Source organism: Microbacterium sp. BK668 (assembly GCF_004362195.1).
Classification (GTDB): domain Bacteria; phylum Actinomycetota; class Actinomycetes; order Actinomycetales; family Microbacteriaceae; genus Microbacterium.
Genome location: NZ_SNWG01000001.1, coordinates 456,064 through 479,612 on the forward strand (window position 1 = coordinate 456,064; position 23,549 = coordinate 479,612).

The following is a 23,549-nucleotide window of genomic DNA, read 5'->3' on the forward strand; positions in this document are numbered from 1 at the left end:
GGCGTCGTGGAACAGGCGACGGGACCGCCGGGCGGATCGCCGGAAGCGGCGAGGGCCGCGGACGGCGGCCGGTCGTGGGCCGCAACCACCGGCACGGCGCTCGCCCCGCGCCTCGCGCCGGCGCGGGAGCCGCGCACGCCGCGACAGCCGCGGCACGAGCGGGCAGCACCCTCCTCACCCACGAGGGTCAGGCCCGGCGGCACTGTCCCGCTGGCTCGTGAGGCGGACGGCGAGCGCCCGGCCGCGTCGTACGGCGCCGACACAGCCGCGCGCGCGTCGACCGACCTCGTGCGGCAGCTCATCGCGCAGCTCGCGCCGCTCCTGGGCCTGGACGACGCCCGCGTCGTCTTCGACAGCGCCCAGCCGGCCGGCGCGCCCCGGGGCGAGGCATCCGCTGCCCGCATCGTGCTGAACGGCGACCCCCGGCATCCGCGCTTCCCGGCCGTCCTCGCCCACGAGCTCGCGCACCTCCGCCAGCACGAGAACCTCGGCCGCGTCGAAGCCGACGTCACGGCGGCCGAGGCCGAGGCGGCCGGCATCGCCGCCGCCGTTTCGGCAGGCGCCGAGGTCTGGGTGCCGCGCACGGCCCTGCCCTCGGGCCGCGTCGCCCGGGCCGGCGATGCGACCGGGATCGCGCCGGCGACGGCGCCCGACGAGAGCGCCCTGGCGACGGCGGACACCGCGACGACCCCGGACGTCGTCCCGCTCGAGAAGCAGCTCGACCGGGCCGTCGAGATCAACCACACCGCCGATGTCCGGGCGCTCTCGCAGCTGCTCGACCACCCGTGGACTCAGAACACCCCGAGCATGGTCGAGAACGCCCTGCGGGTGCTGTCGGGGTTCGCCTTCGTCGTCGCCCGGTCTCTCGTGCGGGCGCTTCCCGCGAAGGACCGGCGGACGCTCGGCCAGCTCGAGGACGACCACCACACCGCGTACCCCGAGGCCTGCGTCGCCGTGCTCTCGGCGCTCACGGCGGGGGAGCTCGCCGGCCTCGCCGACACGACGCCGCAGCTCAACGGCACGCCGTACCCGGGCGCGGCGAGAGCGCTGCGCAACGTGCAGCCCGACCGCCTGTCGCCGATCGCCCGCCGCGCGCTGCTCGCGACCCTGCGCCGCGCGGGCAGGAAGACGCTCGCCAAGCTCGTGGACGGGGAGCGGCGCGAGGTCTTCCGCGCCCTGTACTCGTCGCCGCCCGACGCCTCGACCGACGAAGCCGAGCTGAGGCAGGCGCTCAGCGCCGAGAACGAGCTGTCGAAGGGGATTCAGGCGAGCGCGGGCCTGCTGCAGGACGAGGTCGAGCGGCTCTTGCAGGCGGGGGGCCGCGACAACGCGAAGAAGGCGCTGACGGCGCTCGCCCCGCTCTGCGGTGTGACCGATCCCACCCAGGTCGCCGCAGCCGAAAGGGCGAACGCGCCCTCCGGCACTCCCACGCTCGAGGATCTGCGCAAGGCCATCTCCGAGGCGCCGACGGCGGGCACGGGCACGAATGCCCCACCCGCGACGACCCCCGCGCTCGTGGGACTCGTGAACACGCTGGACGGCAAGGGGCTCGTCGCGACGCTCGTCGAGGCGCTCGACGAGGACGACCGCCGGCATCCGGGGTACGGCGCGGTGCTCCGGGTCGTGCTCGCCGCACGCAGTCCCGCGAGCAACATCTCCCGCGCCATCGAGCTGCTCTCGTACGGGATCTTCGACTGGGCCGTGCGCGACTCCGAGGCGCGGCTGGCGTACCTCCTCGTGCGGAGCACGCCGCTCGATGCCCAGGACGCCTGGCGGCAGCTCGACAACGGCAAGTGGTTCGGGCGGCTCCTGGACAATCTGCCGCAGGACATGTGGGACTCGGGCGAGTACACGGGCGTCGGGCGGGAGTACGAGACGGGGGTGAGCCTCGGCATCCCGGAGACCCTGCTGCTGTCGTATGCGAAGGGCTACCTCGACCTGTGGGGCGGCCAGCGCCACGCGTTGCTGTCGCTGTGGATCGTCCGCAACCTCCTCGGCAAGACCCTGAGCGGGGACGCCAACGCCTGGATCCCGGACGACCCGGCCAAGGACCTCGCCCTCCGCACCGCGATCATCCGGCGCCTCGACGCGCTGCAGGGTCTCAACGAGATCGTCGAGAAGCTGCCCGATTCCTTCCTGCTCGGCGAAGAGACGCGCCAGGAGCTGCTCGAGCTCAATCAGCTGCGCGATCCCCTCCACCTCGTGCGGCAGGCGCTGGGCCTCATGCCGGGGTTCTTCGGGTTCCTCACCTTCACGGCGCACGACGCGTGGATCGCACTGCAGGCGCTGAGGGCCCTCTCCCCTGGCGCGCAGCAGGCCTTCGCCGTTCAGAACCCGTCGGTGTGGTCGACGTTCTGGAGCGGCCTGACCGACGAGATGCGCCGCTCGCTCCCCTCGACCCTCGCGACGGGCCGCGACGAGCGACTGCCGACGCGGGCGGCCCTGCGCGAGCGACTGTCGGACGAGCGCCTGTGGACCGAGCCCAACGCCACGATCCTGCGCGCCCTCGTCGATCTCGCGGTCGCGGCCGACGACCGGCACTGGCTCTTCGACCTGACCCGCCGGCTGCGCGTCGACCGACAGGTCGCGCAGGCGCCGCTGCTCGCCGCCATCCTCCGCGACTTCGGCCTGTACAGCGAGGCCGAGAAGCGCACCGTCTTCGAGCCCCGGGCGACGGAGTCGAGCCACATCCCGAGCGGCCTGCGCACGCTCGGCGTCGCCGCGAAGGGGCTCGCCCTCGCCGCGTACCACCTCTTCGCGTCCGACGCCGAGATCTCGCTCTTCGGCAAGACGATGCACCTGCGCGCCTTCGACCTGACCGACGTGCAGTGGGTGCTCGGCGGCGACTTCGACGGCGTCACCCTCGGGTCGTCGAAGGGCGGAGCCAACCACATCTCGGTGGACGCGACCTTCGCCGACGGCTTCATCGTGAATGTCGAGACGGACCGGCTCGACATCGCGGGGGTCAACATGGTGCTCCCGGGCAAGACCTACAAGGCCGGCCCCGTGACGATCTCGAAGTTCCGGGCGAGCGCCGGGTTCTCGGACCGCGGCTACAAGCGACCCGGGTACATCACGGCGAAGTTCGACGACCTGTCGCTGCGCGACTTCGTCATGATCGACCCGACGCTCCCCCTGTCAGGGGCGTGGGCCGTGGCGAACCTGGGCGTCGGCGGGTTCGGCTTCAATGCGACGGCGGATGCCTCGACCGACCCGTCGGGCAACCTCGGCCGCGAGCTGCCCAAGGGCACGATCCCCATCCCGGTGTTCGGGCCGCTGTTCCAGCTGCTGGCGAACCTGGTGTCGCTGCAGGGGTCGATACCCGGCGACTACACGCTGCTCGACTACGCGATGATCCCGCTGAAACTGCCGTTCCCCGTGAGCAGCGTCGCGGCGTTCGCCGCGAACAAGATCGCGCCCACGCCGCAGCCGCTCACCTACCTGTGGGGGCTCGCGAGCGACGGCGTTCTGCGACCCCCCTAATCCGCGGCGCAGCGGATCAAGGACTCGACGCAGATGCTGCGGGCGTTCAACGTCGCATTCGACCGCCTCGAGGTGAAGGGCATCTCGATCGGCGCGGGGCAGCAGATCGGCTCGCTCGTGCTCGAGGACGTCAACCTCACGCTCGGCCAGAGCCTCCCGGCCTACCTCAACGCCGCCCTCGCGATGGTCGTGCAGGCGAAGGCGAAGGCGAAGCCCGGGACACCCCAGCACACCGAGCTCGACAAACGCGAGGAAGCGCTCAAGACGCAACTCGCCGCGGCGCTCGGCGAGAAGGCCGCCGACGAGAAGCGCCTGCAGGAGCTCGAGGGCAAGGACCGCTGGAATCCCGGCTCCCTGTCCGCCGACGAGCGCAAAGAGCTCGTCCGCCTCACCAAGCGACTGAGGTCCGACATCGGAGTCGTGGCCGAGATCGGCTCCATCACCCTCGGTCCGCTGTCCGGCGCCATCCAGTCGCCCGGAGTGACGTTCAAGGGCATCCACGCCCGAGCGAAGCTCCCGAACGTCGGCATCCTCCCGTATGCGCCCGGATACCTCGACGACGCGAGCCTCATCGACCAGTTCACCGAGGGCGGCCCGTCGGTCCCGACGATCGGCCAGCTCGCCAAGACGAGCGAGTTCCGCCTCGAGATCGACCAGACGCAGCTCACGAGCACCGATCCCGCCCAGCCCGCCGTCGTGCTCAAGGCCGACGCCATCCCGACGGCCGACGCGCTGCGGCAGGAGATCGCCGCGCTTCCCGACATCGAGGGCAACCGGCCGATCCGCGAGCGCCTGGCCCGCGCCCTCGACGCCGTGGTCGCGCTGGGCGAGGCCGAGCGACGGGCGAAGGATGCCTCGACCGACGCCGACCGATTCGCGGCCGCGCAGCAGGTGCGCGAGCTGACCGACCTCGCCAAGCGCCTGCTCGGCACGGAGGTCGGTGGCATCACCTTCGGCCGCATCACGGGCGAACTCGACCCGCAGGGCACGCTCTCGGTGTCGCTGCACGACATCGCCGCGACCAACATCGCCGGCCGCGGCTTCGTCATCGACCGCGCCGCGGGCACGGCGTCGGTCGGGCTGTCGGCGGGCAACGTCGACGCCCGCATCGACCAGGTGAAGGGCGTGACGCCTGAGGCTCTCGTGACGCAGCTCCAGCCCACGTTCGGACTGAGCGGGCTCGAGGTGACCGGCATCCATCTTCCCGGCGGCTCGGTCGGCCGGGTCGGCCTCGGAACGCTCCGTGGAAGCCTCAAGACGACCGCCACGGGCTACAGCGTGCCGAACCTCACGATCGACCGCCTCGAGGTGGAGCAGGTCGCGATGGGGTCTCCCGGCGACGGCATCTCCGCCGAGAAGGTCTGGATCGACGGCCTCCGGATGAGCGTCGAGGTCGACGTCTCGCGCACACCGGGCGGCGAGTCGGCGGTGTCGGCCGCGCGCATCCCGACTCTGTCCATCACGCGACTCGGCGGCACGTCGATCGTCATGGACACCAAGGAGCCCGACGGTTCGACGACGCATGTCGCGATGCTCCGCGGCACGGTTCACGACATCGTCGGCGAAGACATCCTCTTCCAGCCGGGAAGCGCAGGCTGGCAGCTCGTGAAGGCCAAGGGCTCGGTGGACCGCTTCGAGGATGTGGGCTTCGAGCTCGCGATGGGCGCCCTGTCCAGCCGGACGTCGGTCGCGGGCACGCTCACCACGGCGCCGAAGCGCACGAGCGGCAAACCCACGATCCGGGCGTCGTTCGTCACCGACGACAAGGGCGGGAGGACCGTCTCGCTCAAGGTGCGCGACCTCCTGCTCCTCGGCACCGACCTCACGACGCCGGACGGCAGCCTCACCGTCCGGCAGGTCAAGGTCGCGGCGGACTTCGACAGCAGCCCCGAGGGCGCGCGGGCGAACGCCACTCTGTCGGGGCTCGTGATCGGGCCGATCCGCTGGAAGGTCGGCACGGCGACCCTCAGCGGCAAGGGGCCGCTGACCGCGGCATCCGTCACCCTCGCCGCCGTCCAGACGCCCGAGATCCCTGCCAAGGGCACGAAGGCGAAGGTGCCCGCCGCGTGGTCGGTCACCGACGTCGTCATCACGAAGCTCACGGGCGACGGGCTCACCTGGACCGACAAGCCGCTCGAGCTCCACCTCGGCCGGAGCGACAAGGCGGGCACGGGCGAGCCGCCGCTCACGATCGGCCGGGTGCATCTCAGGCCCGCGAAGAAGTCCTTCGAGCTGTCGAGCCTGTCGGTGGATGTCGAGGGCAAGCTCCGCGACAAGCTCGACGTCAAGGCGAGCCTGTCGGCCGACTTCATCAGCGTCGACGTGCTGAAGGGCGACCGCCTGCACGCCGTGCTGAAGGGCATCTCGGGCAGCGCGTCGCTCAGCGGCGACTACACCGGCACGGTCTCGCTCTCTGGGCTCGCGGGCGCCGCGATCGACGTCGGCCCCGACGCGATCACGTTCGGCAGCGACGACCCGGCCGACTCGCGCGGGCTGTTCATCGAGCAGATCTCGGCGGACTCGCTCGACATCCGCACCGTCCTCGGCGGACGCCGCCTGCACCTCACGACGACCCCGGCCGGCGGCGGGCTCAAAGCCGGCCGCATCGACATCCTGGGCCTGCGCACGAAGGGGCGGATCGAGAAGCGCGTGCCGCCCGTCAAGGGCAAGAGCCCCTTCACCAAGCTCGCGTTCGACACCTTCACGATCGACCGCATCGTGCTCGGCGGACTGTGGATCGACCTGCCTGACGACGACACCTCGATCGTCGTGCAGCCGGCGACGGGCAAGCCCGCCGACGAGACCTTCATCCGCGACCTCGCACTCACTCCGCCCCTCGGAACCGACCCGAAGCTCCTGCATCCCGACTTCACGGTCGACCTCGAGACGATGAACATCGAGGGCACCGTGGGGATCGCGGAGCTCGGGGCCTCGATCTCCGCGAACCTCAAGAAGAAGTTCTCCGGCGACGTGCGGCTCACGACCGGACCGGCGTCGCTGTTCCTCTATGCCGGCGGCGGCATGAAGGTCGACGTCGCCAATCCCCAGCTCATCATGAAGAAGGCTGCCGAACTCGGTCTCGGCGAGTCGGTGCAGGTCGGCAGGCTCGGCGCCGTGCGGGCCGTCTACACGAGTGCCACCGGGCATCTCTACGTCGAGAAGCCGTACATCAAGGATCTCGAATACATCAAGCTCGTGCCCGGCACGAGCCGCAAGGCCGTGTGGATCAAGGCCAGGTCGGTCGACCTCACGCAGCTCGACGTGAACCTCGGGAAGGGGATGCGCGTCGACATCCCCTCGCTCGACATCACGGATGCCTTCTTCTCGCTCGACCTGACGTCGGACACGCGACGCGCGCACAACCCGATCACCGATGGCGACGAGCCCGGACAGGAGGGCATCTTCAAGGATCCGTCGCCGGCGCCCGGGTTCGACCCCAAGACGATCCGCACGGCCGTCGATCACATCGACGGATCCATCGAGGTCGAGATCTATCTCCGAAACGACAAGACCGGGCCGAAGGACATCCGTCTCGGACCGCTCATCGTGCCGATCGTCAAGGGCGAGGTCGACATCCCGACCTTCGAGAAGAACATCAAGGGCAAGATCTCCTCGACGCACCTCGGCGGGGGCATGATCGGGCCCAATTGGACGGGATACGACATCTACGTGCGTCCGTGGTTCGTCGACTTCGTGACGGAGGAGCCGATCCTCAACCTGCACGGCAATCAGCTGCAGCTCGGCGTCTACGTCAAGAACCCGAAGAACATGGACAAGGGGAACGATCCTGAGGGGAAGAACCGTCCGCGCGGCATCGACTGGATCGACTTCATCACATGGGACATGCGGCCCCTGGACGTCGGGCGCGCCTGGGCCGACAAGTTCTCACTCTGGTCGGCGATCTTCGACATGCACGAGGGAGGCACGACGAAGGCGGAGTTCGCGAAGATGTCGGAGAAGGACAAGACGGAATTCCTCGAGAAGGCCGCGGCCTCCAAGATCACCGCCGACAGCCTCGAGATCCGCAAGCTCGACGCGCGGCTGAGCATCCGCAACCAGAACGCGATCCCGATCCCGATCTCGTCCGACGCCGCGAAGGGGTCGGTCACCCTCGCCCCCGACGCGCTGCTCAACCTGACGGTGAAGGGCGGGATCCCCGCGGTGGTCACGCCGTCGGCCCGGGGCGGCACCAATCCCGGCGGTCTCGCGCTCGGTCTCGACGCGTTCAAGCTCTCGGCGGTCGACCTCACGCTCTACGACCGGGGGCCGTCACCGTCCAAGGGCGTGCCGGGCCCCGTCACCGGGCTCTCGACCCTGCGCACCGGCGTCATCACCATCAGCGACCTCGTCAACGCCTCGGTCACGTTCCGCGACCTGCAGCATCCCGATCGGCTCACGGGCACGATCACGAAGGCACACGCCGAGAACATCTCCTGGACGAAGTACTGACGGATGCCGCGCCCCGGCGCCGGCCGCTGGCTTCATCGGCCCGGATCCGCTGTCCGCCTTATGGCCTACAGACCGGCCGGTCGGCCAGCGCTAGCCTCCGAGAGTGCCGACGAGGGCGCTGAGAGGGATGCCGAAATGAGCGAACCGAGCCGTCTGATCCCTCCGGGCTGGGTGGGCGGTTTCGCCCAGTCGGATCCCGCCTTCGCATATCCGGATCCGGACCTGTCGTCGCTGCCGAAGCTCGCCAACATGGCGAACATCGGCAAGCTCGACCGTCAGCAGGCGGTCCTGTGGCCGGAGTTCTCGTGGGAGACCGACCCGGGAACCCCCGACTCCCGCTGCTATCAGATGTTCGCGCCCGACATCTCGAGAATCGGCTACGACGACGAGGGCCGCGTCTACTCGATCATCTGCCCGCAGCAGGGGGTCGACTTCGCGGCGCTCGGATGCCTGAACGTGGAGGTCTCCGTCACCGGACAGCGCGGGTGGGTCGACGAGCCCGCGAAGACGCTCGCGGCCGACTTGGAGGTCACGGGGAAGATCTGGTTCAGCCCGAGCGCGAAGGAGAACAGCCTCGTCAAGTGGCTCTGGAACGCGTTCATCACCGCGGGTCACCCGTTCCCGCACGACAAGGAGCACGCGATCAAGGTGCGCACCTTCGATCCCGGCAGCCCTGCCCAGCCGATCTTCCCGCTTCGGGACGGGGAGAGCACCGACTTCCCCATCCCGGCTTTCGCCAGGCATGAGGATGTCGCCTGGAATGTGGCCCACCTCGGAGTGGAGATCGGAGACATCGCGACCACCGGAGACGAGGTGGCCGACGACTTCAACGCGCTCGTGATGTACCTCTTCAACACCTATTCCGGCAATCTGCTCTCGCCCGGGAATACCCTGACGTGGAACGTCTGGTTCGACGAGCCCCAGATCGTGAACCGCTACGAGTGGGCGACGCATGCCGAACGGTGGCGGAAGTCGATCGACGCCGACCACGGCAGCCCTGACGGACCCGGCACCGCCGCTCGCTACCTCTCGGGTGCGCCCTTCGAGCCGCTGGAGGCCGCCGTGGAGCGAGAGCTCGAAGCGATCGTGAAGTTCATCGAGTCCCACCTCTGATCCCGGTCCCGCCGCGCCGACGGGGGTCCGCACGAAGGCCGACGGGCGGGCGGATGCCGCCGACGAGAGCGCATGCTCGCCGAGCGCGTCGGACGCCGGCGCTATCCTCCCGTCATGGCGCAACGTGCCGACAAGCCGGAACTGCACGTCGACACGGCTTCCGAGTGGGAAGCCTGGCTGGACTCCGATCCCGACCCGGGCGGTGTGCTGCTCCGCCTGCGGAAGAAGGCGAGCACGAAGCCGGGGATCCTGTACGCCGAAGCGCTCGATGTGGCGCTGTGCTTCGGGTGGATCGACGGTCAGTCGCGCGCGCTGGACGGCGACTACTACCTGCAGACCTTCACGCCGCGGCGGCCGCGGAGCCTGTGGTCGAAGGTCAACATCGGCCACGTCACCCGGCTGATCGAGGAGGGCCGTATGCGGCCGGCAGGCCAGCTCGAGATCGACCGCGCCAAGGCGGACGGCCGATGGGATCGCGCGTACCGCCAGCGCGACGGCGAGCTCCCGCCCGAGCTGCAGGAGGCCCTCGATGCCGACCCGCTGCTCGCGGACGCCTTCGCAGCGCAATCCGCGCAGAACAGGTTCGCGATGGCCTTCCGCGTCGCCAACCTCAAGCGGCCGGCCTCGCGCGCCGCGCGCGTCGCTGAATACGTCGAGATGCTCAAACGCGGCGAGACCCTGTACTGAGGGTCGCCGAGAGCCGGCGCCCTAGTCCTGGAAGACGCGGTACTTCCTGGGAAGCCCCGCCACGACCAGTTCGTACGACCGGTCGACCGCCTCGCGGAGCTCATCGTCCGGCACGCCGCCGCGCAGGCTCACGGTATTCCATCCCGACCGCCCGATGTACGCCGAGACGCGAACGTCCTCGGGATACCGTGCCAGCCAGTCGTCCGCTTCCTCCCGAGTCGTCGCGGCCTTGAACCCGATCGAGCTGCCGTCTCCGAGGAAGACGAAGATCTTGCCCCGGTCCGGAGGGCCGACCTTGAACACCACATCCCCGGGCCACGGCTCATCGACCCAAGCGCCCGGTTTCGCGGCGCAATAGGCGTGCATCTCGTCCGGAGTCATTGCGCCAGTATCCTCCTCCGAGAGCGGAACCCGCCGCCGACCGCGAGCAGGCGTGCGACGTCCCCTCCGTGCTCGGCCGCATAGAATCGCAGCCATGCCGGTGCCAGGCGAAAGGCAGGGCGTGCGCGTCGTCGCGCACAAGGTGCTCAACAACAACGTCGTGATCTCGGTCGACGAGCAGGGACGCGAACGCGTCCTCATGGGACGCGGTCTGGGCTTCCAGCTCAAGGCCTCCGACGCGATCGACCCGGCGAAGGTCGAGAAGACCTTCGTCATCGATCAGTCCGGCGACCCCGAGCACACGCGACGCGTTCTCGCCGACGTCCCGTACCCGGTCATCGAGGCCGTGAGCGCCGCGGTCGACGGCGCCGAGAGACAGCTGGAGCGTGATCTCGGCCGAAGGCTGCTGATCGCCGTGATCGACCACATCCAGTACGTCTTGGAGCGCCTGGATGCCGGGATCCGCATACCCACCACCAACATGCCCGAGCTTCGGGTGCTGCACCCCCAGGAGTTCGCGGCGGCCGCCACCATGGCCACCGTCATCAGCAGCCGGCTCGACCGGGCGCTGCCCGACGAAGAGGCCGTATTCCTGACGATGCATCTGCTCAACGCCACGCGCGACGAGCCCAACGGGACGGCGGCTCAGCTGTTCCGCCGGGTGCAGCACGTCGTCGCCACGGTGGAGCGGGGGCTCGGGGTCACGCTCGACGTCGAGAATCCCGACTACGCGCGATTCGTCCTCCACGTGCAGTTCCTGCTGCAGCGCCTGGTCTCGCAGTCGATGCTCCGCAGCAACGACTCGTCGTTCTTCGAGTTCGCCCGCGTCAAGTATCCCGAGTCGTACCGCATCGCCGAGGACGTCAAGAGCTACGTCGCGGCCGCGACCGGATCCGCCCTTTCCGACGAGGAGCTCCTCTACCTCATCGTGCATGTCGAGCGCCTCGCCGCCCAGATCGGACGTGACACCAGCGGCAGCGACGTGCTATCGTGACCGGCGCAGGGCTCCAGTCCTGCCGAAGTCCTGGATTGTCACCGCGCGAGCGGGCAAAACCTGAACTCACATCGCCACATCGGCGATGAACGAGTTCAGGTTTTTTTGTTGCCCGGAAACGGGTCATCGGGGCTTCGCCTGTGACACAGGCCGCACAGGAGCGGCGAAAGGAAGGCGGATCCCGATGGCGGATTACGCGAAGACAGCGGCGGGGGTCCTCAAGGGCGTCGGCGGCGAGGACAACGTGCAGTCCCTCGTGCACTGCATGACCCGGCTGCGGTTCGTCCTCAAGGACGAGTCGAAGGTGGATGCCGCGGCCCTCACGTCGACCCCGGGGGTCATCACCACCGCCCGGGCCGGCGGTCAATACCAGGTCGTCATCGGCAACGACGTCCCCGAGGTGTACGCCGAGATCGGCAAGGTGTCGAAGCTCGGGGCGGCAAGCGGAGCGACGCCCGCCTCGGACGAGCCGCGGGGCAACCTCTTCAACCGGTTCATCAAGATGATCTCGTCGATCTTCACCCCCATACTCTGGGCCCTTGCGGGCACGGGCCTGCTCAAGGCGTTCCTGGCGGCCGCGGTGACGTTCGGGTGGATCGACACCGCCTCGAGCACCTACCTCGTGCTCAACGCGCTGTCGGATGCGTTCATCAACTTCCTGCCGCTCGCGCTGGCGATCACCGCGGCGCGCTACTTCAAGGCCGCCGAGTTCACCTCCCTCGCCATCGCCGGCGCCCTGGTCTACCCGACCGTCGTCGCGGCGGTCGGGCAGGAGGGGCTGACATTCTTCGGCATCCCCTTCACGATGGTCACGTACATCTCGAGCGTCATCCCGATCATCGTCGTCGTGTGGCTGCAGAGCCACGCCGAGCGGTTCCTCTACCGGGTCCTCCCGACGTCGATCCGCCGGTTCGTCACCCCGATGATCGTCGTCCTGGTGGGCGTGCCGCTCGTCTTCGTCGTCATCGGCCCGCTGTCGGCGATCATCAGCGGCTGGATCGGCGGCGGCATCGGCTGGCTCTTCACGAACGTCCCCGTCATCGGCGGTGCTGTCATGGGCGGTCTGTGGCAGGTCTTCGTCATCTTCGGCCTGCATTGGGGACTGGTGCCGCTCTTCACACTGGAGTTCCAGACCACGGGCCAGATCATGCTCATCGCTCCGGTGTTCGCCGCCGTGCTCGCACAAGCCGGGGCGGTCGCCGGAGTCTGGGTGCGCACCCGCAACAGCCGTCTTCGCTCGCTCGCGGCGCCGGCGACGCTCTCCGGCTTCCTCGCCGGCGTGACCGAGCCCGCCATCTACGGCATCAACCTGCCCCTCAAGCGCCCGTTCGCGTTCGGCATCGTGGGCGGCGTCGTCGGCGGCGCCATCCTGTCCCTCGGCGGCATCTTCTCGACGAGCTTCGTCGTGCCCTCGGCGCTCGCCGTCCCTGCCCTCATCGGCAACGGGAACATGATCATGCTCGCGATCGGGCTTGCCGCCGCGATCGTCATCCCCTTCGTGCTCGTGCTGACGGTCGGGTTCAAGGACCCCGAGGATGAGGCGACCGTCGCCGCCGAGAGCACCGACGTCCGCGTGCTCAGCCCGGTGGACGGCACGGTCGTGCCGCTGTCCGACGTTCCCGACGCGGCGTTCGCCGACCGCTCGCTCGGCGACGGCGTGGCGATCCGCCCCCGCTCCGGCGCGGTGTACGCGCCGTTCGACGCCACCGTCGTGGCGGCCTTCCCCACGGGCCACGCCGTCGGGCTTCGCGCGACGGACGGAGCGGAGCTGCTGATCCACATCGGCATCGACACCGTGCGCCTGGGCGGCCGTCACTTCTCGCTCAAGGTCACTCAGGGCCAGGAGGTGAAGGCGGGCGACCTCCTCGTCGAGTTCGACGGCGACGCGATCGAGCGTGCCGGGTACGACCTGACAACTCCCGTCATCATCACCAACCCGGACCTCTACCCGGAGGTCGGCGAGGCGGCTTCCGGCCCGATCGCGCACGGCGAGCCGCTGTTCTTCGCCCGCGCTGTCGAGGCCGCGATCCCCGCGAAGTGAGCCGTCGGGCAGGGCGGTCGCCTCGCACCGCCCTGCCCGCAACCGCGACCCCCGGCATCCGTCGAAGGAGAGACACCACGATGACCGACACGACCACCACCGCCTTCCCGACCGGCTTCCTGTGGGGCGGTGCGACAGCCGCCAACCAGATCGAGGGCGCCTACGACCAGGGCGGCAAGGGCCTCTCGGTGCAGGACGTCATGCCGCAGGGCATCGTCGGCCCGCGCACCGCTGAGCCCACGCCCGACAACCTCAAGCACGAGGCCATCGACTTCTACCACCGCTACGCGGAAGACATCGCACTCTTCGCCGAGATGGGCTTCTCGGTGTACCGCTTCTCGATCGCGTGGAGCCGCGTCTTCCCCGACGGGGACGAGACCGAGCCCAACGAAGAGGGTCTCGCCTTCTACGACCGGGTCCTCGACGAGCTCGAGAAGCACGGGATCGAGCCGCTCGTGACGATCTCGCACTACGAGACCCCGCTGCACCTGGCCGAGACGTACGACGGGTGGGTGAGCCGCGACCTCATCGGCTTCTACGAGCGCTACGCCCGGGTCCTGCTCGCTCGGTACGGGTCGCGTGTGAAGTACTGGCTCACCTTCAACGAGATCAACTCGCTGCTGCACGCCCCGTTCATGAGCGGGGGCATCAACTCCGCCAAGGACGAGCTCGGCGAGCAGGCGCTGTACCAGGCGATGCACCACGAGCTCGTGGCATCCGCGCGCGTCACGCGTCTCGCGCGGGAGATCGCGCCCGGCGCGCAGATCGGCTGCATGGTGCTGTCGATGCCCATCTATCCGCTGACTCCGTCGCCCGACGACGCGCTCGCGGTGATGGATGCCGATCACGCCAATCTCGTCTACGGCGACGTGCACACCCGCGGCCGTTACCCCGGCTACTTCCTGCGCACCTTGCGCGAGAAGGGCGTCGAGCTCGAGATCACCGAGCAGGATCGCGACGACCTCACCAACACGGTCGACTTCGTGTCGTTCAGCTACTACATGAGCATCGCCGAGACCGCCGGAGACCGCGCGACCAGCGAGGGGAACATCATGGGCGGTGTCGAGAATCCGACTCTCGCGAAGAGCGAATGGGGCTGGGCGATCGATCCCGTGGGGCTGCGCCTCGTGCTCAACCAGTTCTGGGATCGGTGGCAGAAGCCTCTGTTCATCGTCGAGAACGGCCTCGGCGCCCGCGACGAGCTGGTCGAGGTGGACGGCAGGAAGACCGTCGTCGACGACTACCGGATCTCGTACCTGAACGACCACCTCGTGCAGGTCGAGGAGGCGATCCGCGACGGCGTCGAGGTTATCGGGTACACGGCCTGGGGCTGCATCGACATCGTCAGCGCCAGCACGGCTCAGCTGAGCAAGCGCTACGGCTTCATCTACGTCGACCGCAATGACGACGGCTCCGGTTCACTCGCGCGCTACCCGAAGAAGTCGTTCGACTGGTACTCCGAAGTTATCCGCACGAACGGCGCTTCGCTGACCCGCTGACCCCATCCGCCATTCCGGAGCTTCCGGATGTCTCGGGCCGAGGCATCCGGAATCTCCGTGCACCGAGGAGCAACCGACGTGACCACCCGCCGCCTTGTCTTCGTCGACGTCGACGGCACGCTCATCGACCACCACCAGCAGCTCGCGCCGTCGGTTCCCGACGCCATCTCCCGCGCGCGCGGCAACGGACATCTCGTGCTCCTGTGCACGGGCCGGTCACGGCGGGAGATCCCCGCGACAGTCGCGGACATCGGCTTCGACGGCGCGATCACGGCGGGCGGAGGCTTCGTCGAGTTCGGGGGCGAGGTCGTCGCCGGCTTCCCCATGCCCGGCTCGGCCGTGACCGAGCTCGTCCGGTTCTTCCGCGAGCGGGATGTCGAGTACAACTTCCAGGGATTCGACGACGTCTACCCGAGCGAGGGGCTCTTCGAGCGGGTGCGCCCGCTCTTCGAGGCCGATATCGCCCGGAACCGGGACGCCGCGGCCTCGCGTGACGTGAAGAAGCTCGAGAAGCGCATGGCCTACCGAGGGCCGGTCCCCACCGAGGGGATCGCGAAGGCCACCTTCTTCGGCAGCGACGCGGGGACCTTCGCCCGCGTGCGAGACGGCCTGGGCGACCGCTTCCACGTGATCACCGGAACCATCCCGTACCTCGGAGAGGCCGGCGGCGAGGTGAGCCTTCCGGGTATGCACAAGGGGGCGGCGATCGCGCGCCTCGCCGAGCGCCTGGGCGTGCCGATGACTCATACGATCGGCATCGGCGACAGCCACAACGACGTGGAGATGCTGGCCATGTGCGGCCTCGGCATCGCCATGGGGAACGCTCCGGAACTCGTCAAGGCGCACGCCGACGAGGTCACCACCGGGGTCGACGCAGACGGCGTCTGGAACGCCTTCGCGAATCACGGACTGCTCTGATCAGCACGAGCGACCGCTCCAGAGGCTGCGTGCCGCAACGACTCGCGCTCTTTGCAGTTTCGTAGCGATCGTCTATCGGCGATTTCACATCGCTGTTGCGGGTGGGGGTGTGAACTCTGTGCCGTTCGATATCCGTCGAGCGAGATCGGGTGGAACCTCCGGCATACCCGAGGCCGATGTGTCGCCGCCCCTGGAATGAGGAGTGGGTAGATGAGCGCGAAGGAGCGCGCCCCGCGGCGCACGCCGCGGGCAGCCGATGAAGCGACGCGCGATGGGGCACCGGAGACGACCGCGGCAGCCGAGTCGCAGGACGGGGGTACGGGCGAGGGCGATCCGCAGCAACCGGATCAGTCCGGATCGGGGTCCCAGGATGACGCTGCCGCCGCCGGAGCTACGGGTGGAGATATGCCGCTTCCCACCGAGGAGGACTACCGTGGGTGGTTCTCATCGATCAAGAAGGCCGTGTCGAGCGTGGCCGGCAAGGTGAAGGACGCCGTTGCCGACAACGCCAAGGACGTCATAAAGGCCGGTCTTCCGTGGGCGGGGTCGGCTGTCGGAGGCTTCTTCGGCGGTCCCGCCGGGGCGGCGCTGGGGGGCAAGGCGGGAGGCATCGCCGGCGGCTTCATCCGAGAGTTCCCCGGTGGGTCGGAAGAGGCGGAGGTGCGAGCTCTGCGCCTCCTCGATGAGTTCCAGACGCAATCGGCTCAGCTCACGGCGATCACCAACCAGGTGCTCGACCAGACGCTCCCGGTCCTCATCGACGAGATCGCGCGCGACTTCACCGAGCGCGGTGCGCGCGGTGAGGGCGGGACTGCGGACGACGAGGTGATGGAACGGTTCTGGGGCAAGGCCTTCGGGAAGCTCGCCGGGGCGATCTCCGATGAACTGCCGTGGGCGATCAAGAAGGTCACTCAGTACCTCGGTGACGACGGCAGTCGCGATATGAACGCGATCGATCCGCTGATGCTCGATCCGGAGGTCGCACAGCGCTTCTGGGCTCCGGCGTTCAGCACGATCATCACCTCGATCCAGTCCGTCCTGCCGACGGCTTTCGAACTGATAGCCGGAAAGACCCGCAGCGTGCAACCGGCGAGCGGCACCATCGACTGGCAGCAGCTGGAGTCTCCGGGTCGCCTTCCAGGCGGTGATGACATCACCGTCACGGCGATGACAGCGATCGATGACCCGACTGCGGTCGAGTTCTGCCTCACGATTCCCGACCACAAGAGCTGGTTCAAGTGCGTGCAGGTGCGGGGAGCCGATGATGCCCTGATCGCATCGGTCGAGGTCGAGGGCGCGACGAAGACGGACAGCGTCCGCCTCCCGGCAGACTCCTTGCGCGCAACGGGTGCGAGGCTCGTGTTCGCGAAGGCGGACGGTCTCTACACGCTGCCCAAGAAGTCCCTTCCCGAGCTCGCCGGCCAACGCGTCGACTTCTACTGGTACGCGGGCTGATCATGCGTACTTTGCAGATGGGGTCGAGGGGCGATGACGTCCGACGGCTGCAGGCGCGGCTGAACGAACTCGGCGACTACGGCCTGGCCGAGGACGGCATCTTCGGAGCGATGACCCGGAGTGCCGTGGTGAAATTCCAGCGCTCTCGAGGGCTCGCCGACGATGGGATCGCTGGGCCGATCACTCTCGGCGCGCTGGGGCTGACGGACAGCTCGCCGACGGGAGGGCCGAGCGGGTCGGGATCGCCGGGCCGGCGCCGCAGGTCGCTCCACATCGGCGTCAACCGCGTCGACCCGGCGCACTACGAGGGCTGGGATGGAGCGCTGAGCGGCTGTGAGAACGACGCTGCCACGATGCGCGCGATCGCGACCAGGGACGGGTTCACCCCGACAACCCTTCTCACGCAGAATGCCACCGCTGCCAATGTGCTCGCGGAGATCTCGGCAGCGGCGCAGCAGCTCGCGAGCGGCGACATCTTCCTTCTCACCTACGCCGGCCATGGAGCCCAGGTGCCGAACGTGAGCGGTGACAACGAGATCGACCTGCAGGACGAGACGTGGGTGCTGTTCGAGCGCATGCTGATCGACGACGAACTCGAGTCGGCCTTCTCCGGCTTCGCTGCGGGTGTCGACATCGTGCTGCTGTCCGACAGCTGCCACAGCGGCACCGTCTACCGACGGATGTTCACACGGGACCAACTGGAGTTCGCCGAGAGGAAAGGGGCCTTCTACGTCAACCTTTCGGCGACGAGCGGCGGCGGAAGCAGGTCGTTTCCACGGCCCGCCTCACCGGGCGGAAGTCGCAGTGTCGAGGTGACGGCCACGACCGAGACACAGCGGTCGCTCTTCTCGACCTCCGCAGCGACGTTCTGGGAGAAGTTGAAGGCGGGGGCGGGATGGACACCGGCGTCGGGTCCGTATGTCTCGATCTTCGACCGGTTCGAAAGGACCCGGACCCGCGAGGCGCCACTCGAGCCGCGCCGGTTTCCCGGCCAGCAGAGTACCTCCCGCGGAGGTGGGACGGGCCCGAGTGGGCCCGTGCTGACGCGGAACATGCCTATCGGGGTCAACGCTGCCGTGGTCGCTCGGCACGCCGCGCTGTATGCGGGGCTGCAGGCGGGTGCGCGTGGGCAATCCGCCGTGCGCGCGAACGGTGTCTCGATCTCGGGATGTCTGGACTCTCAGCTTTCGCAGGAGGTCGGCGGCAACGGCGTCTTCACGACGACTCTTCACCAGGTCTGGAACTCGAGCTCGTTCAGCGGGAACTTCCGTCAGTTCCACCAGGCGATCGTCGCAAGGATGGGACCGACTCAGACGCCGGAATTGGGCCTGTGGGGTGCGAATGCCGAGTCGCTCGCCGCCAAGACGCCTTTCGGTTGAGAGGAAGGCTCACACAGATCCGTGGTAACGCAGTTCCTGCGCAAGGCCGCTGAGGATCGGCGCGGGTTCGACATCCAGTTCTCGAAGCAGCATCGACCGGGCGCTCTCGTACACCCGCAGCGCGAGTGCCCGGTTCCCCGCGAGAATGTGAGCTCGCATCTGCAGTTCGTAGGAAGACTCTCGCCACGGCTCGGCGTCAAGGGCGATCGTTGCGGCGCTGAGGGCGCCGTCGGCGTCGCCGTACTTGAGCAGCGTCCGGCCGAGGATCTCGAGCGCGCTCAGGCGCAGCTGTCGCACCCGTTCCTGCTCGAGGTCGAGCCAGGTTTCGTACCATCCGGGCAGCAGCTCGGCTCGTCGGGCGAACTCGAGCCACTCCCGCAGTCGCGAGCACTCGGTCTCGCCGTCGATGATCGACGGCAGAAGGCGAAGTGACGCGACGTCCACCCCCACCCCCGGCGCGAGCGAAAGCGGGTCGGAGTCGGCCAGTATCCCTGGGTAATGCCGACGGATGTCGGACAGGTTGACGCGCAGGTTCGCCTGCGCATGGTCTCGACTTCCGTCCGGCCACAGGATCTCGGCGAGTTGGCGCCGTGGGCGCGGATCGAGCAGGGCGATGGCGGCGATGACGCGCTGGTCGCGCCTAGGCACTGCGACCGCCCGACCGCTGACCGCGAGTCGCCAGCATCCCAGGAGCTGTAGCGTGGCAGTCATCGAGTCGTCCGTCGCCGTGTTCATTCGATGTCCAGGTCAATCGGCGTCTGGTCTGTGAGCAGAACGGTACTCGGACCGGTTCGACGGCACACCGGGGGACGGGCCCGAGGAGACCGGGGAACGGCGTCGCGGGGGCAGGATCCCCGACGCGGCCGGTCAGCTCAGCGCAGGGATCACCCTGGTCTCGAAGAGCTCCTGGCTCGCGGTGTCGTATGCGGCGTCGGGGAAGTAATGGATGGCGTAGCCCAGCCCGTGCCCCGCGCGCTCGGCGAGCCTCTCCGCGATCTGCTCGGGGGTGCCCACGGCATCCGAGGCCTCGAAGTCGCGGATGATCGCGTCGGCGCGATGCTCGCCGACGAACGGCAGCACCCGCGCCCGCAGCGCGTCGAGGCGTTCGCGCACCTCGGCGTCGGTCTCGCCCACGATGGTGTTGAAGTTCGACGACCGCGTGATGGCGGAGAAGTCGCGCCCGAGGTCGTCGCAGTGCCGGCGCAGGACGTCGCTCTTGTGGTCGAACTCCTCGAGCGACCCGGCGAAATTCGTGTAGGTCGCATACCGGGCGGCGATCTTGAGAGTGACCTTCTCGCCACCGCCGGCGATCCAGAAGGGGATGCCGCCCTCCTGAAGCGGGAGCGGCTGCACGATGGCGCCGTCGACCTGGTAGTGCTTGCCGTCGAGCGTGGCCCGGCCGGTCGTCCACGCCTGCCGCATGATCTCGACGCCCTCGCGCAGCTTCGCAAGGCGGTCCGGGATGCCGGGGAAGCCGTAGCCGTACGCCCGCCACTCGTGCTCGTACCAGCCTCCCCCGATGCCCATCTCGACGCGTCCGCCGGAGATGATGTCGGCCGTGGCCGCTACCTTGGCGAGATAGGCGGGGTTGCGATAGCCCATGCAGGTGCACATCTGCCCCAGCCGCACACGGGAAGTGGATGCCGCGAACGCCGCCATCAGCGTCCACGCCTCGTGCGTCGCCTCCTCGCTCAGCACGGGAGTCGTGTGGAAGTGGTCGTACACCCACAGCGATTCCCACGGACCGGAGTCGGCGCGCTGCGCGAGGCCGTTCATGACCTCCCACTGCCGGGCGGGCTCGATGCCCACCAGGTCGAAACGCCAGCCCTGCGGGATGAACACGCCGAATCGCATGCTCCCACCCTACGGTCGGTCGAGAACGCGGGACCGGATGCCTCGGACCATGGAACCGGCTGCGGCCTGTCGGGTGGTCCTGTCTGACCCTCAGAACGGGGCCGGGTCGGATGCCGAGCGAGTTCCGGTGGGGCTGACCCACCAGGTGGCGTCAGTCGTCGGGCAGCGGTAGGACCGCCAGAGCGTGCCGTGTTTGATCCGGTGGTGGTGTTCGCACGCGGGGTCGAGGTTCTCGTCGCTCGTCGCGCCGCCGTACTGCCAGTCGATGCGATGGTCGAGGTCGCACTCGCGCGCGAGCCGCGGGCAGCCGGGGAACGCGCAGCTCGGACGCGTGAGCTGCACCCACCGCCGCAAGTCGTTGGGCACGCGATACGTCCGGCGGTCGACGTCGAGAACCGTGCCGGTGACCGGATGGGTGAGCACTCGAACCCAGGACGTCGCCGTTCCGGCCAGCTGCTTGGCGGTGTCGATGTCGATAGGCCCGTAGCCTTCCAGCGTGGCGGGCTCCTCCGACGCCCCGAGCAGCGTCAACACCGGGACTGTGATGGCCACCGTCGCGCGGATCGTGCGGTCCACGGCATCCGTCTCCCCCGCGACGAGCAGGTCTGCGAAGATGTCGGCGCGCAGCTGGGCGAGAGTTCGGACCTCGTCGTCCTGCCCCGCGAGGTGACGGGCCATCGTGTCCAGCCGGGTCATCGCCGCGCGCGCCCGCTCCGCCGACATGAGTGCCGTGACGGTCGCCATCCCGTCGAGCTCAGGGGAGGACCACACTCCGCGCTCCTCGGCGGCACGCCGGTGCCTCTCGTCGAGCCTCTCCGGATGCACGCGTTCTCGCCCGGCTCGTGCTGCGACGCGGAACTTCCCTGGCGTGAGCACACCGGCGACCTCGACCATCCGGTCGTCGAACTTCTCCCAGGTCTCGGGCGCCTGCGAGGGAAGGGATGCCGCGAGGGTGGCCGCAGTGACGGCGTTCTGCTCGCTCACCGCCCCGGCGAGGAACATCGACCAGAGGCGAGGCATGCGGTCCCGCAGGGCAGCGGCGTGCGTCGCCCGCGTCCGGACGGTCGTCTCCGACATCCGCAGGCGGACCGCCGCGTCGGCTGCTGCGGCACGGACCGCGAGGTCCCGGCGCTCACGACGCGCGGCGGCGGCACCGAGCCTGCGGGGGTCTGTCCACGCGGGGTCGGAAGTGGGATCGGGTCCCGCCCACGCCTCGGGGTCGAGCTCGGCCGCGCGCAGGATCTCGGCGATCAGGCGGTACTCCTGGGCGACGGCGATGCGACGCTGGAAGGCGATCGCGTCGAGCTCATCCGCAGCCACATCGTGGAGGTCGCGGGCCGACGCCGTGGTACGGCCCGGTGGATCGTCCAGCTCCCGATCCCACAGGTCGAACTCACTGCGGATCAGATGGTCGTCCTCAGTCGAGCGGTCCGCCGCCCCTCGTTCATCGTTCATATCTTCGATACTAGGAAGGGGCTCCGACATTGATATCTGGAGATCATGCCCGAATTGACAACCATCCCAGGGATCGTTAGTACATCAGTTCGATGTGGCGCCCGCCACGCCCGGCCCCCATCAGGCCCGGACCGCGGCATCCATTCTGCTCAGATGGCGCGCCGCTGTGCGACCAGGGGGCAGTCGAACGGGTCCCGCTCGCCGAGCCCCACCCGGTTGATGTAGCGGATGACGATCGCGTAGGAGGCGAGCAGCCCCGTGGACGTGTAGCGGATGCCGTGGGCCTCGCAGTGCGCGCGCACGATGACCGCCGCCCGGCGAAGGTGCGGCCGCGGCATCGACGGGAAGAGGTGGTGCTCGATCTGGTAGTTCAGCCCGCCCATCGCGACATCGAGCAGGCGGCTGCCGTGGATGTTGCGGCTCATCTCGGTCTGGCGGCGCAGGAAGTCGAGCTTGAGACTCGCCGGCACCATCGGCATGCCCTTGTGATTGGGAGCGAAGGACGATCCCATGTACACGCCGAACACGGCCAGCTCGACCACGAGGAACACGGCCGCCGTCAGCGGCGAAAGCACCACGAACGCGAGGGCGGCGAACCCGCCGAGCCGGATCGCGAGCAGCGCGATCTCCCACGAGCGACGCTCGACGTGATCCCGGGAGAGCACGCGACGCACGCTCGAAGCGTGCAGCGAGACGCCCTCGAGCGTGAGGATGGGGAAGAAGAACGCGCCTTGATGCGACATCGCCCAGCGGGTGAGAGGGCTGCGCGCGGCCCGCGCCCGGTCAGGAGTGACGGCGATGATCGGCAGGTCGATGTCGGGGTCCGTCCCCTCCTTGTTCGGGTTGGCGTGGTGGCGCGCGTGCTTGTGCCGCCACCAGCCGTAGCTCATGCCGATGAAGAGGTCGCCGATGATGAGGCTCGCCCAGTCGTTCGCCCGGCCCGACACGAAGATCTGCCGGTGGGCGGCGTCATGGCCGAGGAACGCCACTTGCGCGAACAGGATGCCGAGTCCCACCGCCGTGAAGAGCTGCCACCACGTGTCGCCCACCCAGACGAAGACCGCGAGCAGCCCGAGGATCGCCAGCGGAAGCCCGATCAGCTTCGACCAGTAGTAGCCGTACCGGCGACGCAGGAGGCCGGCCGCCCGGACCTGCTCCGTCAGGGCGGTGAAACTGCTGACGGCATCGATGCTGCGGTGGTGAGCGGTGGACGGGTTTGCTGTATCTGCCATGACGACCGTGCTTTCCGGGGGGATCCCTCAAGCAGACGTCAGGAGCAGCAGCTTCGGTGAGGCCCTTGCGTTCGGAGGAGAGGCGTGCTTCGCGCCGAGCGTCAGATGCGGAAGTGCGGCCCTCTGTTGTGATCGATGCGTCCCGCGTCGATGGGCGCCGTCTCGTGCCCGGCGAGCTCGTGCAACCACGGCGGCTGCTGGTCGATCGACACCGACCCCGCACCGGTGGTGAAGTAGGCGACGATCGGCGGGCTGTCGACGAACGCGGCGGCGAGGGCCGCGGCACCGGGCGCGGTCACGACGGCGTGGCGGGCGCGCAGATCGCGCATGAGGGTCGCGAATGTCTCGGGAACGGCGGCAGCCGGGTCGGGCGAGTCGCCGAGCTGCGAGCGCAGCCCGCTCATGATCTCTTCACGCTGCGCGGGTGACAGGCGTTCGAAGGCGGCTGCGTATGCCCTGTCGGCGACGGCCGCCGGCACGTTCCCCAGGACGTGGGCGTATCGGGCGATCTTCTCGTCGTCGGTGATCCCGTGGTGTGAATGCCGCCACTTCACGATTCCTCCTCCGTGATGAGCGCCAGGATACGCTCGCCAGGGGGCGGGGTGGTCC

General features: G+C 68.9%; 16 protein-coding genes. 10 read left to right on the top strand and 6 right to left on the bottom strand.

Features of this window, described 5'->3' with window-relative positions; translation table 11 throughout:
• Nucleotides 1-6: 6 nt before the first annotated feature.
• The 4 genes from EV279_RS02010 to EV279_RS02025 all read left to right on the top strand — a co-directional run bounded on the left by EV279_RS02010 (nt 7) and on the right by EV279_RS02025 (nt 9,732).
• Nucleotides 7-3,483 carry a hypothetical protein gene (locus EV279_RS02010; RefSeq protein ID WP_133541273.1) on the top strand — a complete coding sequence of 1,159 codons (3,477 nt, stop codon included), beginning with the start codon at nt 7-9 and terminating at the stop codon, nt 3,481-3,483.
• A gap of 33 nt (nt 3,484-3,516) precedes the next feature.
• A complete protein-coding gene (locus tag EV279_RS02015; RefSeq protein WP_133541274.1) occupies nt 3,517-7,932 on the top strand; it encodes a hypothetical protein in 4,416 nt (1,471 codons plus the stop codon).
• Between the two features lie 135 nt (nt 7,933-8,067).
• Nucleotides 8,068-9,045, top strand: a complete 978-nt coding sequence (locus EV279_RS02020; RefSeq protein WP_133541275.1) for a hypothetical protein — start codon at nt 8,068-8,070, stop codon at nt 9,043-9,045.
• A gap of 114 nt (nt 9,046-9,159) precedes the next feature.
• A complete protein-coding gene (locus EV279_RS02025; protein WP_133541276.1) occupies nt 9,160-9,732 on the top strand; it encodes a YdeI/OmpD-associated family protein in 573 nt (190 codons plus the stop codon).
• 21 nt (nt 9,733-9,753) lie between these two features.
• Here EV279_RS02025 and EV279_RS02030 read toward each other — a convergent pair whose 3' ends face one another.
• Nucleotides 9,754-10,113 (bottom strand): MmcQ/YjbR family DNA-binding protein, encoded by a 360-nt coding sequence (locus EV279_RS02030; protein WP_133541277.1) that lies wholly within the window; start codon nt 10,111-10,113, stop codon nt 9,754-9,756.
• A 94-nt stretch (nt 10,114-10,207) separates the two neighbouring features.
• Between EV279_RS02030 and EV279_RS02035 the strand changes: the two genes are divergently transcribed.
• From EV279_RS02035 to EV279_RS02060, 6 genes are all read left to right on the top strand, one after another.
• Complete coding sequence (locus EV279_RS02035; protein ID WP_133541278.1) at nt 10,208-11,107, top strand: PRD domain-containing protein; 900 nt, start codon at nt 10,208-10,210, stop codon at nt 11,105-11,107.
• Between the two features lie 184 nt (nt 11,108-11,291).
• Complete coding sequence (locus tag EV279_RS02040) at nt 11,292-13,148, top strand: beta-glucoside-specific PTS transporter subunit IIABC (RefSeq protein ID WP_133541279.1); 1,857 nt, start codon at nt 11,292-11,294, stop codon at nt 13,146-13,148.
• An 80-nt stretch (nt 13,149-13,228) separates the two neighbouring features.
• The gene (locus EV279_RS02045; protein ID WP_133541280.1) at nt 13,229-14,647 is read left to right on the top strand and encodes a glycoside hydrolase family 1 protein; all 1,419 of its coding nucleotides are present in this window, start codon (nt 13,229-13,231) and stop codon (nt 14,645-14,647) included.
• Between the two features lie 78 nt (nt 14,648-14,725).
• The gene (locus tag EV279_RS02050; RefSeq protein WP_166644422.1) at nt 14,726-15,565 is read left to right on the top strand and encodes a Cof-type HAD-IIB family hydrolase; all 840 of its coding nucleotides are present in this window, start codon (nt 14,726-14,728) and stop codon (nt 15,563-15,565) included.
• 405 nt (nt 15,566-15,970) lie between these two features.
• On the top strand, nt 15,971-17,020 hold the full coding sequence (locus tag EV279_RS02055; protein ID WP_133541282.1) for a hypothetical protein: 1,050 nt from the start codon (nt 15,971-15,973) through the stop codon (nt 17,018-17,020).
• A gap of 2 nt (nt 17,021-17,022) precedes the next feature.
• Nucleotides 17,023-18,399, top strand: a complete 1,377-nt coding sequence (locus tag EV279_RS02060; RefSeq protein WP_133541283.1) for a caspase family protein — start codon at nt 17,023-17,025, stop codon at nt 18,397-18,399.
• Between the two features lie 9 nt (nt 18,400-18,408).
• Here EV279_RS02060 and EV279_RS02065 read toward each other — a convergent pair whose 3' ends face one another.
• The 5 genes from EV279_RS02065 to EV279_RS02085 all read right to left on the bottom strand — a co-directional run bounded on the left by EV279_RS02065 (nt 18,409) and on the right by EV279_RS02085 (nt 23,494).
• The gene (locus EV279_RS02065; RefSeq protein ID WP_166644423.1) at nt 18,409-19,110 is read right to left on the bottom strand and encodes a BTAD domain-containing putative transcriptional regulator; all 702 of its coding nucleotides are present in this window, start codon (nt 19,108-19,110) and stop codon (nt 18,409-18,411) included.
• A 156-nt stretch (nt 19,111-19,266) separates the two neighbouring features.
• On the bottom strand, nt 19,267-20,253 hold the full coding sequence (locus tag EV279_RS02070) for an LLM class F420-dependent oxidoreductase (RefSeq protein ID WP_133541285.1): 987 nt from the start codon (nt 20,251-20,253) through the stop codon (nt 19,267-19,269).
• A 90-nt stretch (nt 20,254-20,343) separates the two neighbouring features.
• Complete coding sequence (locus EV279_RS02075) at nt 20,344-21,708, bottom strand: HNH endonuclease signature motif containing protein (RefSeq protein ID WP_243728398.1); 1,365 nt, start codon at nt 21,706-21,708, stop codon at nt 20,344-20,346.
• Nucleotides 21,709-21,857: 149 nt separating this feature from the next.
• Nucleotides 21,858-22,940 carry an acyl-CoA desaturase gene (locus tag EV279_RS02080; RefSeq protein WP_133541287.1) on the bottom strand — a complete coding sequence of 361 codons (1,083 nt, stop codon included), beginning with the start codon at nt 22,938-22,940 and terminating at the stop codon, nt 21,858-21,860.
• Nucleotides 22,941-23,041: 101 nt separating this feature from the next.
• Entirely contained in the window at nt 23,042-23,494 is a 453-nt protein-coding gene (locus EV279_RS02085; protein WP_133541288.1) for a hypothetical protein, read from the bottom strand.
• Nucleotides 23,495-23,549 lie beyond the last annotated feature (55 nt).